This is a genomic window from Acidovorax sp. HDW3, assembly GCF_011303755.1.
Lineage (GTDB): Bacteria > Pseudomonadota > Gammaproteobacteria > Burkholderiales > Burkholderiaceae_C > Paenacidovorax.
Map to the genome: position 1 here is coordinate 2,362,987 of NZ_CP049885.1, position 14,308 is coordinate 2,377,294.

15 protein-coding genes are annotated in these 14,308 nt (G+C 67.8%); 11 read left to right on the plus strand and 4 right to left on the minus strand.

Annotation, left to right across the window (positions count from 1 at the left end; genetic code table 11):
• Nucleotides 1-187 precede the first annotated feature (187 nt).
• Entirely contained in the window at nt 188-1,324 is a 1,137-nt protein-coding gene (locus tag G7045_RS10885; RefSeq protein WP_166159655.1) for a branched-chain amino acid ABC transporter substrate-binding protein, read from the plus strand.
• A 68-nt stretch (nt 1,325-1,392) separates the two neighbouring features.
• Here the strand turns inward: G7045_RS10885 and G7045_RS10890 are convergent, their stop codons facing one another.
• Together G7045_RS10890 and G7045_RS10895 are read right to left on the minus strand one after the other, a co-directional pair.
• The gene (locus G7045_RS10890) at nt 1,393-2,001 is read right to left on the minus strand and encodes an SCO family protein (RefSeq protein WP_166159656.1); all 609 of its coding nucleotides are present in this window, start codon (nt 1,999-2,001) and stop codon (nt 1,393-1,395) included.
• A 105-nt stretch (nt 2,002-2,106) separates the two neighbouring features.
• The gene (locus G7045_RS10895; RefSeq protein ID WP_166159657.1) at nt 2,107-2,988 is read right to left on the minus strand and encodes a biotin synthase; all 882 of its coding nucleotides are present in this window, start codon (nt 2,986-2,988) and stop codon (nt 2,107-2,109) included.
• 25 nt (nt 2,989-3,013) lie between these two features.
• Here G7045_RS10895 and G7045_RS10900 point away from each other — a divergent pair, with 25 nt between their 5' ends.
• The 3 genes from G7045_RS10900 to G7045_RS10910 all read left to right on the plus strand — a co-directional run bounded on the left by G7045_RS10900 (nt 3,014) and on the right by G7045_RS10910 (nt 5,274).
• Nucleotides 3,014-3,718: a ComF family protein gene (locus tag G7045_RS10900; protein ID WP_166159658.1), complete on the plus strand. Its 705-nt coding sequence runs from the start codon at nt 3,014-3,016 to the stop codon at nt 3,716-3,718.
• A 22-nt stretch (nt 3,719-3,740) separates the two neighbouring features.
• Nucleotides 3,741-4,229 carry a tRNA (cytidine(34)-2'-O)-methyltransferase gene (locus G7045_RS10905; protein ID WP_166159659.1) on the plus strand — a complete coding sequence of 163 codons (489 nt, stop codon included), beginning with the start codon at nt 3,741-3,743 and terminating at the stop codon, nt 4,227-4,229.
• A gap of 61 nt (nt 4,230-4,290) precedes the next feature.
• The gene (locus G7045_RS10910) at nt 4,291-5,274 is read left to right on the plus strand and encodes a LemA family protein (protein WP_166159660.1); all 984 of its coding nucleotides are present in this window, start codon (nt 4,291-4,293) and stop codon (nt 5,272-5,274) included.
• Nucleotides 5,275-5,279: 5 nt separating this feature from the next.
• Here G7045_RS10910 and G7045_RS10915 read toward each other — a convergent pair whose 3' ends face one another.
• Together G7045_RS10915 and G7045_RS10920 are read right to left on the minus strand one after the other, a co-directional pair.
• Nucleotides 5,280-5,897, minus strand: a complete 618-nt coding sequence (locus G7045_RS10915; protein ID WP_166159661.1) for a ParA family protein — start codon at nt 5,895-5,897, stop codon at nt 5,280-5,282.
• A 67-nt stretch (nt 5,898-5,964) separates the two neighbouring features.
• Nucleotides 5,965-6,600 (minus strand): LysE family transporter, encoded by a 636-nt coding sequence (locus G7045_RS10920; RefSeq protein WP_166159662.1) that lies wholly within the window; start codon nt 6,598-6,600, stop codon nt 5,965-5,967.
• 207 nt (nt 6,601-6,807) lie between these two features.
• On the opposite strand from G7045_RS10920, the gene kefC reads away from it, so the two are divergent.
• The 7 genes from kefC to G7045_RS10955 are packed head-to-tail and all read left to right on the plus strand — an operon-like array spanning nt 6,808 to nt 14,308.
• Complete coding sequence (kefC, locus tag G7045_RS10925) at nt 6,808-8,628, plus strand: glutathione-regulated potassium-efflux system protein KefC (RefSeq protein ID WP_166159663.1); 1,821 nt, start codon at nt 6,808-6,810, stop codon at nt 8,626-8,628.
• Nucleotides 8,628-9,269 carry a trimeric intracellular cation channel family protein gene (locus tag G7045_RS10930; protein ID WP_370521768.1) on the plus strand — a complete coding sequence of 214 codons (642 nt, stop codon included), beginning with the start codon at nt 8,628-8,630 and terminating at the stop codon, nt 9,267-9,269. Before kefC ends, G7045_RS10930 begins: the two co-directional genes overlap by 1 nt.
• Before the next feature lie 28 nt (nt 9,270-9,297).
• Nucleotides 9,298-9,732, plus strand: coding sequence for a DUF1841 family protein (locus tag G7045_RS10935; protein WP_166159665.1), 435 nt, complete (start codon nt 9,298-9,300; stop codon nt 9,730-9,732).
• A 50-nt stretch (nt 9,733-9,782) separates the two neighbouring features.
• The gene (locus tag G7045_RS10940) at nt 9,783-10,628 is read left to right on the plus strand and encodes a MoxR family ATPase (protein WP_166159666.1); all 846 of its coding nucleotides are present in this window, start codon (nt 9,783-9,785) and stop codon (nt 10,626-10,628) included.
• Nucleotides 10,629-10,637: 9 nt separating this feature from the next.
• Nucleotides 10,638-11,240 (plus strand): GNAT family N-acetyltransferase, encoded by a 603-nt coding sequence (locus G7045_RS10945; RefSeq protein ID WP_166159667.1) that lies wholly within the window; start codon nt 10,638-10,640, stop codon nt 11,238-11,240.
• 18 nt (nt 11,241-11,258) lie between these two features.
• Nucleotides 11,259-12,446 carry a VWA domain-containing protein gene (locus G7045_RS10950; RefSeq protein WP_166159668.1) on the plus strand — a complete coding sequence of 396 codons (1,188 nt, stop codon included), beginning with the start codon at nt 11,259-11,261 and terminating at the stop codon, nt 12,444-12,446.
• A complete protein-coding gene (locus G7045_RS10955; RefSeq protein ID WP_166159669.1) occupies nt 12,446-14,308 on the plus strand; it encodes an autotransporter assembly complex family protein in 1,863 nt (620 codons plus the stop codon). Before G7045_RS10950 ends, G7045_RS10955 begins: the two co-directional genes overlap by 1 nt.

A 14,308-nucleotide genomic window follows, 5' to 3' on the forward strand; every position in this document is an offset into this window, starting at 1 on the left:
TGTGGCTGCTTCGAGCGGCATCTTCCGCCAATTGGCGCCATTGCAGACTGGCACCACCGCTGACGGCAGGCACGATTGTTGCGCCAATGTCGCAGCCGGAGGAAGACACCGTGTTAGCGCCATTGTCAAGCCCTTGCACCGTGCCCTAACGTGACGCCTTTCCTTTTTCTCTCTCAGGAGTTGCTCAATGAAGATGTCGCGCAAGTTGTTGATCGCCGCCGCAGTGGCTGGCATGGGTTCGGCGGTGATGGCGCAGGAGCAAATCGTCAAGATCGGCCACATCGGCCCCGTCTCTGGCCCCCAGGCCCACTTCGGCAAGGACGACGAAAACGGCGTGCGCATGGCGATTGAAGACCTCAACGCCAAGGGCATGGAAATCGCCGGCAAGAAGGTCAAATTCCAGCTCGTGGCCGAAGACGACGCCGCCGACCCCAAGCAGGGCACGGCCGCCTCGCAAAAGCTGTGCGACGACAAGGTCGCCGGCGCCGTCACCTTTGTGAACTCGGGCGTGGCCATTCCCTCATCCAAGGTGTTCCACGACTGTGGCATCCCCATGATCACGGGCGCAGCCACCAACCCCGAACTGACCAAACCGGGCTGGGACACCACGTACCGCGTCATCGCCAACGACAACGCCCTGGGCGCCGCCCTGGCCAACTACACGGCCCATGTGCTCAAGCTCAAGAACGTCGCCATCATCGACGACCGCACCGCCTACGGCCAGGGCCTGGCCAGTGTCTATAAGAAAGACGCGGAAAAGCTGGGCGTGAAAGTCGTGGCCAGCGAGTTCACCAACGATAAGGCCACCGACTTCATGGCCATCCTGACCTCCATCAAGGCCAAGAAGCCCGAAGCCATCTTCTACGGCGGCATGTACGGCCAGGCCGGCCCCATGCTGCGCCAGATGGCCCAGCTGGGCATGAACGACGTCAAGCTCTTTGGCGGCGACGGCATCTGCGTGCTGGAGCTGGCCAAGGTGGCCGCCGGCGCCAAGACGCTGGAGAACGTGGTCTGCGCCGACGGTGGTGCCTCCATTGCCAAGATGCCCGGCGGCATCGAGTGGAAAAAGCGCTACGACGCCAAGTACCCCGGCCAGTTCCAGGTCTACAGCCCCTACTTCTACGACGGCGTGATGCTGCTGGCCGATGCCATGAAGCGCGCCAATTCGTGGGATCCGAAGGTGTACATCCCCTTCCTGCAAAAGGCCGACTACCAGGGCGTGACCTCGCGCATCCAGTTCGAGAAGAACGGCGAGATGAAGAACCCGACCTACACCCTGAGCAAGTTCGTTAACGGCGACAAAGTGGCGATCGACCTCAAATAAGCTCCGGCTTGTGCACAAAAAAACCCGCATTTGCGGGTTTTTTTGTTGTCTTTTTCAGCACCGCGCCGTCACGCTCCCTGGAGCAGCACACGCGCATCCTCGGCCAACGCCGGCGCGCCGCTGCCGTAGCGGTGGTATACGCGCAGCCGACCCTGCGGGTCGTAGAGGTAGCTGCCAGCGGAGTGGTCCATGGTGTAGCTGGTGGCGGTTTTGCCATCGACTTTTTTGTAGTACAGCTTGAAGTCCTTGGCGACAGCAGCGAGCTGCTCGGGCGTGCCGCGCAGGGCGAGAAAGCTCGGATCAAAGTTGGCCATATAGGCCTTGAGCACCTCGGGCGTATCGCGCTCGGGATCGACGGTGACGAAAATGCCCTGCAAGCGCTCGCCGTCCGCGCCCAGCAGCTGCTTGGCCTCGGCCAGCTCCTGCATCGAGGTCGGGCACACGTCCGGGCACTGGGTGTAGCCAAAGAAGACGATCACCACCTTGCCGTGAAAGTCCTGCAGGTGGCGCGGCTGGCCATTGTGGTCGGTCAGAGGCAGATCACGTGCGTAGTCGGCACCCGAAACATCCATGCCGCGAAACACCACCTTCTTCTCGGAACAGGCAGTCAAAAAGCCACCAGCGCCCGCCCACAGAGCGCCAGCAGCTATCAAAGTTATAGCATTGCGTTTATTCATGCGTAAGCCATCCACAGGCCAAAATCAAAGACTGCCACCGTACACCAAAGCCCCGGTGCCGGTGGCGCGGCATATCAAGGGAGCCGCGTTTGCATTCGAGGTTCCTCAGCGCTCGCGCAGCATGGCGCGCATGTCCTGCAGCGACACCGAGGTGCTGGCCTGCACCTTGGCGCGCGGCGCGGCCTTGAAGGCATGGCCGTAGATGACCTCGAAGGTAAGCGCAATCTGGCCATCCGAATCCATCAGCCGCTCCGTCATCGCCTGCTCCAGGCGCGCGCGCCAGGCCGGGGTGCGCAGGCCGGCAAAGCGCTGCGGGTGCAGGTTGATGCCCAGGCCGCGCAGCTCCTGCAGCGCCCGCGCGGCGCTGGCAAAGGTGAGGGTGATGCGCTCCATGTCCACCACCGGCTCGGCAAAACCGCTTTGCACCAGCATGTCGCCCCAGTCGTGCATATCGGTCAGCTCGTGGCCGCAGGGCGGGCAGTCCAGCGCCTGGTACAGCCAGCGCAGCTCGCGCAGCGTATCGGGGCCCAGGCAGGAAAACATCAAGAACCCATCGGTGGCGATGGCACGCTGCCAGCGTGCCAGCAGCGCCTGCGGCGCCGGCGCCATGTGCAGCAGCATGTTGGCCCAGAGCATCTGCACGCTCGTCGGCTCGGGCTCGGCAAAGCGCGCGGCGCTGGCGCGCCAGTGCGCCGGCGACCACCACTTGCTGCCCAGCGCCGCCTGCGCCGCCGCCAGGCGCTCGGGCGCTTCGTACACCGTGCAGGCCGCCTGCGGATAGCGCTCGGCAATCAGCGCGTGCACCTCCAGGCCGCCGCGCACCGGCTCCCAGTGGCACCAGGCGCTGGGCGGCTGGCGCATCCACTGCAAGCGCTCTTGCATCCGCCGCGCCACCTCCTCGTGCAGCCAGGGCGATTGCGCGGGCGCCACCGCCTGCCAGCGGGCAGCGGCGACGGGGTCCAGGGTGGGGGGCAGGGGTTCGGTCATCAGAGCCCGCGAGTATATTGAGGCCATGCACCACCCATGGCTGACAGGGCTTTCGCAGGCACTGCACGCAGTGCCCAGCCAATGCGCCATCTGCCAGCGCTGGCCGGCCACGCGCCTGTGCCACGACTGCGTGCAGCAGTTCGCGCCGCTGCAGCCACGCTGCCAGGGCTGCGCCCTGCCCCTGGCCGGCGGCGCGCCGTTGTGCGGCGCCTGCCTGCGCCAGCCGCTGGGGCTGGCGCGCTGCTGGGCCGGGGTGGATTACGCCTACCCCTGGGCCGACGTGCTCGCCGCCTTCAAATTCCACGGCGACCCGGGCTGGGCGCGCAGCCTGGTGCAGCTGCTGCGCAGCCTGCCGGGGGTCGAGCCGGCACTGGAGGACGCCGACCTGCTGCTGCCCATCCCGCTGGCGCCGGCACGCCTGCGCCAACGCGGTTTCAACCAGGCCCTGCTGCTGGCCCGCGCCCTGGCGCCGCGCAAGGTGCAGCCCCAGGCCCTGCTGCGCCTGCACGCCACACCGGCGCAAAGCGGCCTGGCGCGCGCCCAGCGCCTGCGCAACCTGCGAGGCGCTTTCGCCGCCGAGCCCCTGCTGGTGCCGCAGCTCGTTGGCCGCCACCTGCTGCTGATCGACGACGTCATGACCACCGGCGCCACCTTGCAGGCCGCCGCCGCCGTGCTGCACCAGGCGGGTGCGGCCCGCGTCAGCGCCCTGGTGCTGGCGCGCACGCCCTGAAATGGCAACGAAAATACGCGCCATGTTCCATATCGTCCTGGTCGAGCCCGAAATCCCGCCGAACACCGGCAACATCATCCGCCTGGCCGCCAACACCGGCTGCACCCTGCACCTGATCGAGCCCCTGGGCTTTTCCATGGAGGATCGGCTCATGCGCCGCGCCGGGCTCGATTACCACGAGTACGCCCCGGTGCAACGCCACACCGACTGGGCCGCCTTCCTGGCGCAGCAGCAGCCCGACCCGGCGCGCCTGTTCGCCATGACCACGCGCGGCTCGGGCTCGGTCTATGAGCAACGCTTTGCGCCCGGCGACTACTTCGTCTTTGGTGCCGAATCGCGCGGCCTGGCCCCCGCGCTGCGCGAGGCCTTCGCCCCCGCCCAGCGCCTGCGACTGCCGATGCGGCCCGAGCAGCGCAGCCTGAACCTGTCCAACGCCGTCGCCGTCACCGTGTTTGAAGCCTGGCGGCAAAACGGCTTTGGCGGGGCGGCCGACATACCGGCGGCGGCCTGAGATGCCCCTTGCATAATCTGCGCTTCCATTCACATCACTGGTAGGAAAGAGAGGCGTTGATATGCAGGGTTTTCTGAGTTTCCTGAGCACCATTTTCTGGCTTGCCCTGGCACTGCTGGCGGTGGCCGGATTTATTGCTTTACGCGCCTACAACGGCTTGCAGGCACAGGCGCAAACCATCAAGCAGCGCGCCTCCAATACCCAGGTGGCGATCAGCAAGAAGCTCTCGCTCATCAACCAGCTGATCGACGTCGTCAAGTCTTACCAGGAAGCCGAGCAGTTCACCCACTTGAAAATATCAGCCGACGACAGCTCCAGTGCCATGACGGCGGCGTATCAGCAATCGGGCACCCTGCTGACCAATATTCGCGGCATGGCCGATCGCTTTCCGGAACTCAAGGCCGATGGGCAATATCACCGTCTGATCGACAGCATCCAAGGCTGCGAGGCAGAAATTCAAACCGCCCGCCAGTCATATAACGAAGCCGTGCGCATTTACAACACCACGCGCCTGAGTATTCCGACAGTGTTCGTAGCCCGCTTTCTGGGTTTTGGCGAGGCTCCGTATCTGGAGTTCGATCACACCGGTGTCGCCCCCACCACCCTCAAAGAATTCAAAACCGACGATGGCGAGCGCCTGCAGCAGCTGCTTTCGGGCGCTGGCAATCGCCTGGTGCAATCATCCAAATCCCTGGCCCAGCACACGGCCAAGGCCGGCCAGGCGCTGCAAGAACGCCTGAACGACGGCATCGCCCGCAGCAACGCGCCACTGGCCCCCATGCCCGCCGCCGAGGCCACGGTCACCGACCTGCACCCGGCACAGCTGCCAGCCCAATACTTTTACCTCGAGCCCAACGGCGTGCCCTGCGGCCCGGAAACCCTGGCCCGCATCCAGGCCATGCAGCAAGCTAGTGAACTCAGTTCCGATCTGCAGATCGCCCAGGTCGGCACACAAACCTGGATTCCAATGCCCAAGACCAGCGCTGCTCCCACGCCGGCAGCGTCCGGTGCCGAGCCACCCCAGGCGGGCGCAGCACCAGCCTGACAGATTCACGCATCGAGCCACTGCAGCAGCCCCTGCCACTGCGCCACATCAGCGGCGACGCGGCCCGGGGGCTCGTCGAACAGGCTGCGGCCCTGTTCGGCCAGGCGCACGTAGGTTTGCGTGCTGCGCAGGCCGGCGAGCAGCGGCAAGCCGGTGGCGGCGACAAAGTCCTGCAGCGCCGCCGCTGCCAGGGTGCGCGGGTTCACGCGCATTCCCACCAGGCCGATGGCCACCTGGCGCGCGCCGCGCTGCTGGCGCAGTTCGGCCAGGAAGCCGTGCGTGGCCGCCATGTCAAAACGCCCGGGCTGCAGCGGCACGATGAGCTTGTCGGCGCTGCGCAGCAAATCGCCCAGGCGCCAGCCATGGGCTCCGGCCGGGGTGTCGATGACGACGTGGCTCGCGCCCGCCGGTGGGCGGGTGAGAAAGTCGGGCTGCAGCTCCCAGCGGCCGATGGCCGGCAGGCTGGCCGGGCGCTGCGCCAGCCAGCCGCTGGCGGACTGCTGGCGGTCGCTGTCGCCCAGCAGCACGGCGTGGCCGCAATGGGCCCAGTAGCCGGCGATCTGCGTGGCCAGGGTGGATTTTCCGACGCCGCCCTTGGGCTGGGCGACCACGACGACGGGCATGGGGCACTCCTTTGCGAAAACGGTGTTTGTAGCCGCTGCAGCCTGCGTGCGCCTGACAGCCCCCAGGTCAGGCCGCCGGACTGCGCCGCACGAAGAACAGACCGGCGCCGACGGCCATCAGCAGGCCGCCGAAGAGGCGATTTTGCAGCCGCAGCGCACGGCTGCTGCGCAGCAGGCGGCGCAGGGCACTGGCGCCAGCGGCGTAGCCGTGCATGACGCAGACGTCAACCGCCACCAGGGTCGCGCCCATCACCAGCAGCTGCGGCCACAGCGCGCGCCCGGGCTGCATGAACTGTGGCAGCACCGCCACCATGAAGATGATGCCCTTGGGGTTGGTGGCGTTGGTCAAAAAGCCCGTCAGGCAGCGCCGGCGCCAGGGCAGGGGCGTGGCAGCGGCGGCGCCGGCCAGGGGGGCGGCGGCATCAGCGCGCCACTGCTGCCAGCCGAGGTAGATGAGGTAGAGCGCGCCCAGCACCTTGACGATGGCAAACCCGGTCTCCGACGCCAGCAGCAGCGAGCCCAGGCCGGCACCAGCGATCACCAAAATGGTCAACAGCCCCAGCTGCAGCCCGAGGATGGTGGCGCTGGCGGCGCGCACGCCATAGGCCAGGCCATGGCTCATGCTGAGCACGGCGCCCGAACCGGGCGAAATGGCGATCAGGCAGGCGGCGGCAAAAAACGCCAGCCAGGTGGACAGATCCATGGCAGCGGGCTCCCCCAATTGGAAAGTATGCATATTAAGTGCAAAAAATGGCTGACAGCGGCACGGGGGCAGCGCGAGCAGCTATCAAAAGCAGAGTACTCCGGTCAACCCCCAGAGGCCGGCGCACGTTGCGCTCCAGGCACTGCCACAATCGGCAGGCACCGTTGAGCAGCGCTTGGCGGCGCTGCCACCCCCACCTGCTTGCCCATGGCCCACGCACCTTCCTGGTTGACTTTTGGTTTTGTCTATCTGACGGCGGCCGTGCTCGCCGTGCCGGTGGTGCGGGCGCTGGGCATGAGCGCCATCATCGGCTACCTGGCAGCGGGCATTGCCATCGGCCCCTGGGGCCTGGCGCTGGTGCGCGACGTGCAGAGCACGCTCGAATTTGCCGAGTTCGGCGTCGTGCTGATGCTGTTCCTGGTCGGGCTGGAGCTGCAGCCGCAGCGCCTGTGGAGCCTGCGCCGCCCCATCCTCGGCCTGGGCGGGGCGCAGCTGCTGGGCTGCACGGCGCTGCTGGCGGGCGCCGCCTGGCTGCTGGGCCAGCCCTGGCGCGTGGCGCTGGTGGGAGCGCTCGGGCTGGCGCTGTCGTCCACGGCGATGGCGCTGCAGGTGCTGTCCGAGCGCGGCCAGCTGCGCTCGGGCAGCGGGCAGGCGGCGTTTTCGATTTTGCTGTTCCAGGACATTGCCGCCATCCCCATCCTGGCGCTGCTGCCGCTGCTGGGCGGCGTCATCGCCAGCGCCGGCGCCCCCCCCGAGGCCGGTCACGCCATGCTGCAGGCGCTCAAGACCGTGGCCGTGGTCGGCGCCGTGGTGCTGGGCGGGCATTGGCTGCTGCGCCCGCTGCTGCGCTGGATTGCACAAAGCCGCACGCCCGAGATTTTTACCGCCGCCGCGCTGCTGCTGGTGGTCGGCATGGCGATGCTGATGCTGGCGCTGGGCCTGTCGATGGCGCTGGGCGCCTTCCTCGCCGGGGTGCTGCTGGCCGACAGCGAGTTCCGCCAGGAGCTCGAAAGCGACATCGAGCCCTTCAAGAGCCTGCTGCTGGGCCTGTTCTTCATGGCCGTGGGCATGAGCATCGACTTTGGCGCCCTCTGGCGCGCACCGCTGCTGATGGCGGCGCTGGTGCTGGGCTTTCTCGCCCTCAAAGCATTGGTGATGTACCTGCTGGCCTGGGGCGCGGGCATCACGCGCCAGGAGCGCCCGCTGTTCACCCTGATCCTGGCGCAGGGCGGGGAATTTGCCTTCGTCGTCTTCCAAACCGCTGCCACCGAGCAGGTGCTGGCGCCGGCCACGGCCTCGCTGCTGACCGGGGCGGTGGCGTTGTCGATGCTGCTGGCGCCGCTGCTGCTGGCGCTGCTCGAACGCCGGCGGCTGCCGCACCTGGACGGCGCCGGCGCCGAGCAGCCCCTGCCCGAACCACCACCGCAGGCGCCGGTGCTGATCGCCGGCTTTGGCCGCTACGGCCAGATCGTGGCGCGCGTGCTGCTGGCGCAGGGCCTGCCGACCACGGTGCTCGACCACAGCGTGGAAATGCTCGAAGTGGCACGCACCTTTGGCTACCGCGTGCACTACGGCGACGCCACGCGCCTGGCGCTGCTGCGCAGCGCCGGCGCAGCGCAGGCGCGGGTGCTGGTGGTGGCGGTCGATACGCCCGAGCAGTCGCTCAAGATCGTGCAGCTGGCGCGCAAGCATTTCCCGCAGCTGACCATCGTCGCGCGCGCGCGCAACGTCACGCACTGGTACCAGCTGCGCGACCTGGGCGTGCAGCACATCGAGCGCGAGCTGTTCGAGGCCAGCCTGGGCAGCGCGCGCACCGTGCTGCAGGCCATGGGCCTGGCCGAGGCCGAGGCGCAGGCCGTGACGGCACGCTTTCGCGCCCACAACCTGGCCCTCATCGAGCGCATGTACCCGCACCACCGCAACAAGGAGGTGGTGCTGGCGATTGCCAAGCAGGGGCGCCAGCAACTCGTCGAGCAAATGGCCAAGGAACGCCAGGAGCGTCAAGAACGCCAGGAACCCACCCCATGATGCCCCTGGCCGAACCGAGCTGGCTGCCGAGCCTGCGCCTGGCGATCGAGATCGCAGCCACCGCCGCCTTTGCGCTCTCGGGCGTGCTCGTGGCCGCGCGCAAGCGCCTCGATGCCGTGGGCGTGTGCGTCGCCGCCTTCCTCACTGCCTTTGGCGGCGGCACGCTGCGCGACCTGCTGCTCGACCACCGGCCCTTTTTCTGGATGGCGCAGGTGGACTACGTCTGGGGCATCATGGCGCTGAGCGTGGCGGCCATGCTGTTCATGCGCGCGCGCCACATCGCCCCCACCGAACGCCTAATGCGCTGGCCCGACACCCTGGGCCTGGGCCTGTTTGCCGCCATCGGCACCGACCTGGCAATGGCGCAGGGCACGCCGGCGCTGCTCGCCGTCTGCCTGGGGGTGACCACCGCCGTCGCCGGCGGCGTGCTGCGCGACGTGGTCTGCAACGACATTCCCCAGGCCCTGCACGACCACCGCCCCTACGCCCTGTGCGCCTTTGCCGGCGGCTGGGCCGACGTCGGCCTGCGCCAGCTCGATGCCCCCGCCTGGATGCCGCTGGTGGCCTGCCTGCTGGTGACGGTGAGCCTGCGCTTCATCGCCCTGCGCTGGAACTGGCAACTGCCGGCCTGGAAACTTTGACGCCCCGAGCCTGCTACCCTCTGCCCCCATGTTCAACCCCACCCAAGCCGACGTGCGGCGCTTTTTCTGCGCCGTGCACGCCAAAACCCAGGCCGGCCAACCCATGGAGGCCATCGAGACGCTGGCCAGCCTGTGGATCGCCGAGCACCCCGAGTACCACGCCGAGCTGGCCGACGCCGACGCCGCCGTGGCGCACAACTACGACCTCGAACCCGAGCGCACAAACCCGTTTTTGCACCTGTCCATGCACCTGTCGATCAGCGAGCAGTGCAGCATCGACCAGCCGCGCGGCATCCGCCAGGCGGTGGAGCTGCTGGCGCGGCGCCGGCCCTCGCTGCACGCTGCGCACCACGTGGCCATGGAGTGCCTGGGCCAGATGCTGGCCGACAGCCAGCGCTCGGGCCACCCGCCCGACGGCGCGGCCTACGTCGCCGCCGTGCAGCGGCACGCCACGCGCGATTGAGATCCGGTTGCGATCAAATTCCCTTTTTTCCTTAGCCTCTCTCCCGTCCCATGAAGAAATTCCACGGTTCTGACAACTACGTCGCCACGCCCGACCTGATGCTCGCCGTCAACGCCGCCATCACGCTGCAGCGCCCGCTGCTGATCAAGGGCGAGCCCGGCACCGGCAAAACCTTGCTGGCCGAAGAAGTGGCGCAAGCGCTCGATATGCCGCTCTTGCAGTGGCACATCAAGAGCACCACCAAGGCGCAGCAGGGCCTGTACGAGTACGACGCGGTCAGCCGCCTGCGCGATTCGCAGCTGGGCGAGGAGAAGGTCAAGGACATCCAGAACTACATCGTCAAAGGCGTGCTGTGGCAGGCGTTCACGGCGGACAAGCCCGTGGTTCTGCTCATCGACGAGATCGACAAGGCCGACATCGAATTCCCGAACGACCTGCTGCGCGAGCTCGACCGCATGGAGTTCTACTGCTACGAGACGCGCGAGATGGTGCGCGCGCGCCACCGGCCGCTGGTGTTCATCACCTCGAACAACGAAAAAGAGCTGCCCGACGCCTTTTTGCGCCGCTGCTTCTTTCACTACATCCAGTTCCCCGAGGCCGAGACGATGAAAAAAATCGTCGATGTGCACTTCCCCACCCTCAAGGGCGAGCTGCTGGGCGCGGCCATGAAAACCTTCTACGACGTGCGCAACCTGCCGGGGCTGAAGAAGAAACCCAGCACCAGCGAGCTCATCGACTGGCTCAAGCTGCTGCTGGCCGAGGACATCCCGGCCTCGGCCCTGCACAGCAGCGACAACAAGGTGCTGGTGCCGCCGCTGGTGGGCGCGCTGCTGAAAAACGAGCAGGACGTGGGCCTGTTCGAGCGCCTGGTGTTCATGAACCAGCGCCACCGCTGAGGCGCCGCCATGGCCTGGGTCGAACCCGTCACACTCGAACGCGCGGGCCTGCGCCTCGAACCCCTGGCGCTCTCGCACGCGGCCGGCCTGGCCGCCGCTGCTGCCGACGGCCAGCTCTGGCAGCTGCGCGTAACCAGCGTGCCCGAGCCCGAGAACACCCGCGCCTACATCGAAACGGCGCTGCAGATGCACGCCGCCGGCCAGCGCCTGGCCTTTGCCGCCATCGACGCGGCCACGGGCCGGGTGCTGGGCAGCACCAGCTACCACGACATCGTGCCCGCCGTGCGCCGCCTGGAGATTGGCTACACCTGGTACGCCAAAAGCGTGCAGCGCACCCACGTCAACACCACGGCCAAGCTGCTCATGATGGGCCACGCCTTCGACACCCTGGGCTGCCGCATCGTCGGCTGGCGCACCGACAACTTCAACTTCGCCAGCCAGCGCGCCATCGAGCGCCTGGGGGCGAAGAAGGACGGCGTCCTGCGCGGCCACGCCCTGCGCCGCGACGGCACCATCCGCGACACCGTGATGTACAGCATGAGCGCCGACGAATGGCCCGAAGCGCGGGCTCAATTGCTATATCTTTTAGAGCGCCACACGCTTGCCCAGTAAGCGCTAGAGGCCAAAAACATGCTGATTGATTTTTTCTACACCCTGCGCGCCGCCCAGCTGCCGGTGTCGGTCAAAGAGTTTCTCTCGCTGCTGCAGGCGCTGCAGGCGGGGGTTGTGGGGCCGCAGTCCGAGGATGCCTTCAGCCTCGACGATTTTTACTACCTGGCGCGCACCGCCCTGGTCAAGGACGAGAAGCACTTCGACAAGTTCGACCGCGCCTTTGGCGCCTACTTCAAGGGCATCGCTGCGCTGCCGGCGCTGCAAAAAGAGCTGCCCGCCGACTGGCTGCGCCAGATGCTCGAACGCGCGCTCACGCCCGAGCAAAAAGCCGCCATCGAAGCCATGGGCTGGGACGAGCTCATGGAGACGTTGAAAAAACGCCTGGAAGAGCAAAAAGGCCGGCACGAGGGCGGCAACAAATGGATTGGCACCGGCGGCACCAGCCCCTTCGGCCACGGCGGCTACAACCCCGCCGGCGTGCGCATTGGCGGCCCCGGGCGCAACAGGAGCGCCGTCAAGGTCTGGGAGCAGCGCGCCTACCGCGACTACGACGACACCCAGGAGCTGGGCACGCGCAACATCAAGGTGGCGCTGCGGCGCCTGCGCAAATTCGCGCGCACCGGCAGCCAAGAAGAGCTGGACCTGCCGCACACCATCCGCGCCACCGCCGCCAACGCCGGCTACCTCGACATCAAGATGGTGCCCGAGCGCCACAACAACGTGAAACTCCTGCTGCTCATGGACGTGGGCGGCACCATGGACGACCACATCCAGCGCGTCGAGGAGCTGTTCTCCGCCGTCAAGAGCGAGTTCAAGCACCTGGAGTTCTATTACTTTCACAACTGCGTCTACGACTTTGTGTGGAAGAACAACAAGCGCCGCTTTGCCGAGAAATTCCCCACCTGGGACATCATCCGCAAGTACAACAAGGACTACAAACTGGTCTTCGTCGGCGACGCCACCATGAGCCCCTACGAAATCCTGCAGCCCGGCGGCAGCGTCGAATACACCAACGAGGAAGCCGGCGCCGAGTGGCTCACGCGCCTGGTCAACGCCTTCCCGCACTGCGCCTGGATCAACCCCGAGCCGCAGGGCGTGTGGCAGTACCGCCAGAGCATCGCCATCATCGAGCAGCTGCTGGGCGGGCGCATGTTCCCGCTCTCGCTCAAAGGGCTCGAAGAGGCCATGCGCCTGCTCTCCAAGTAATGCCCACGCCGCGCCTTGCCCGCACGCTGGCCGGGACGGCGCTGCTGCTGGCCCTGTCCGGCTGCAGCCTGCTGCCCCAAGCCACGCCCGCCCCTGACGACGCCAGCGCCAGCGCCGACGGCACGCCCAGCACCGCCTTCACGCTGCAGGTGCAGGCGCCGGCGCCGCTGCAGGAGCTGCTCGAACACAACCTGGAGCTGCGCCGCTACACCCAGCTGGCCGACCTGCAGCCCAGCGAGCTGCGCCGCCTGCTCGCCAGCGCCGACGACAACACCCGTCAGCTCTTGGCCACGCAGGGCTATTTCAGCCCCGACATCACCATCGAAAGCAGCCCCGGCAGCAACGATGCCCCCCCCACGGTGCAGGTGCGCGTGCAGCCCGGTGCGCAGACCACCATCGCCCAGGTGGACATCACCCTGCGCGGTGCAGCTGCCCAGGCGCCCGACACCGAGCGCCGCCAGGCCCGCCTGGAGCGCAACTGGGCGCTGCCCGTGGGCCAGCCCTTCACCCAAGGCGCCTGGGACAGCGCCAAAAGCAACGGTCTGCGCAGCCTGCACCTGCGCGGCTACCCCAGCGCCACGCTCGACGCCAGCCGCGCCGACATCGACCCCAGCACACACAACGCCAACCTGAGCGTGGCCTACAACAGCGGCCCGCGCTACTTTTTTGGCCCGCTGCAGGCACAGGGCTGCCAGCGCTACGACTGCGACGGCGCGCGCCGCCTGGCACGCCTGCCCACGGGCAGCGAATACTCCGAGGCCGAGCTGCTCGACGCCCAGCAGCGCCTGGCCAGCAGCGGCTACTACGACACCGCCCTGCTCACGCTCGACACCGAGCACGGCCCGCCAGAAGCAGCCCCCGTCATCGCCCAGCTGACCGAGGCCAAGCTGCACAAGCTGGTGTTCGGCGTCGGCGTCTCCACCGACAGCGGCGCCCGCCTGAGCCTGGACCACCAGTACAACCGCCTGCCCTGGCTGGGCTGGCGCGCCAGCAGCAAGATCAGCGTTGACCGCAACACCCAGCTCGCCAGCAGCGAATGGGTGTCGCTGCCGAACGACGAGAACTGGCGCCGCTTCGGCGCCGGCCAGCTGCAGCGCGACAACTACAGCAGCTACGCCGTCAACAGCCTGCAGCTGCGCGGCGGCGTGAGCCAGGTCAGCGGCCACATCGACCGCAACTTCTTCCTGCAGTACGACAGCGCCACGCCCCACGGCAGCGGCGCGCCCGACGCCAGCGGCGCCCTGAGCGCCAACATGGGCTGGACCGGGCGCTACTTCGACGACCCCAACAGCCCCACGCGCGGCTACGGCCTGGGCGCCGAGCTGGGCGTGGGCAGCACGCTGCGCGGCCAGCGCAACCCGTTTGCGCGCACGCGCCTGCGCTGGCAATCGTTCATCGCCCTGGGCAAGGTTGCCATCGGCGCCGACGGCGCCCAGATCACACGCAACGCCCGCCTGGCGCTGCGCGCCGAAGGCGGCGCCGTGCTCGCCAGCGACAACGCCGACCTGCCCACCAACCTGCTCTTCATGACCGGCGGCGACACCAGCGTGCGCGGCTACGGCTACCGCAGCATTGGCGCCACCACCGACAGCGGCGGCACCTACGGCGGGCGCTACCTCGCCGTCGCCAGCATGGAGTGGCAGCGCCCGATCGCCATCCGGGGCGACCTGACGCACTGGGAGAGCGCCGTCTTCATCGACGCCGGCGCCGTCAGCAACCAGCTGCGCCAGCTGCAGGCGCAAGTCGGCATCGGCGCCGGCCTGCGCTGGCGCAGCCCCGTCGGCCCCTTGCAAACCGACCTCGCCTGGGGCGTGCAGGACAAGCGCCTGCGCCTGCACCTGCGCCTGGGTTTTAGCTTCTGA

Excerpts from the sequence above, each read along its gene's own strand:
- G7045_RS10885 (WP_166159655.1), top strand. The coding sequence starts at position 188 with ATGAAGATGTCGCGCAAGTTGTTGATCGCCGCCGCAGTGGCTGGCATG.
- G7045_RS10890 (WP_166159656.1), bottom strand. The coding sequence starts at position 2,001 with ATGAATAAACGCAATGCTATAACTTTGATAGCTGCTGGCGCTCTGTGG.
- G7045_RS10895 (WP_166159657.1), bottom strand. The coding sequence starts at position 2,988 with ATGACCGAACCCCTGCCCCCCACCCTGGACCCCGTCGCCGCTGCCCGC.
- G7045_RS10900 (WP_166159658.1), top strand. The coding sequence starts at position 3,014 with ATGCACCACCCATGGCTGACAGGGCTTTCGCAGGCACTGCACGCAGTG.
- G7045_RS10905 (WP_166159659.1), top strand. The coding sequence starts at position 3,741 with ATGTTCCATATCGTCCTGGTCGAGCCCGAAATCCCGCCGAACACCGGC.
- G7045_RS10910 (WP_166159660.1), top strand. The coding sequence starts at position 4,291 with ATGCAGGGTTTTCTGAGTTTCCTGAGCACCATTTTCTGGCTTGCCCTG.
- G7045_RS10915 (WP_166159661.1), bottom strand. The coding sequence starts at position 5,897 with ATGCCCGTCGTCGTGGTCGCCCAGCCCAAGGGCGGCGTCGGAAAATCC.
- G7045_RS10920 (WP_166159662.1), bottom strand. The coding sequence starts at position 6,600 with ATGGATCTGTCCACCTGGCTGGCGTTTTTTGCCGCCGCCTGCCTGATC.
- kefC (WP_166159663.1), top strand. The coding sequence starts at position 6,808 with ATGGCCCACGCACCTTCCTGGTTGACTTTTGGTTTTGTCTATCTGACG.
- G7045_RS10930 (WP_370521768.1), top strand. The coding sequence starts at position 8,628 with ATGCCCCTGGCCGAACCGAGCTGGCTGCCGAGCCTGCGCCTGGCGATC.
- G7045_RS10935 (WP_166159665.1), top strand. The coding sequence starts at position 9,298 with ATGTTCAACCCCACCCAAGCCGACGTGCGGCGCTTTTTCTGCGCCGTG.
- G7045_RS10940 (WP_166159666.1), top strand. The coding sequence starts at position 9,783 with ATGAAGAAATTCCACGGTTCTGACAACTACGTCGCCACGCCCGACCTG.
- G7045_RS10945 (WP_166159667.1), top strand. The coding sequence starts at position 10,638 with ATGGCCTGGGTCGAACCCGTCACACTCGAACGCGCGGGCCTGCGCCTC.
- G7045_RS10950 (WP_166159668.1), top strand. The coding sequence starts at position 11,259 with ATGCTGATTGATTTTTTCTACACCCTGCGCGCCGCCCAGCTGCCGGTG.
- G7045_RS10955 (WP_166159669.1), top strand. The coding sequence starts at position 12,446 with ATGCCCACGCCGCGCCTTGCCCGCACGCTGGCCGGGACGGCGCTGCTG.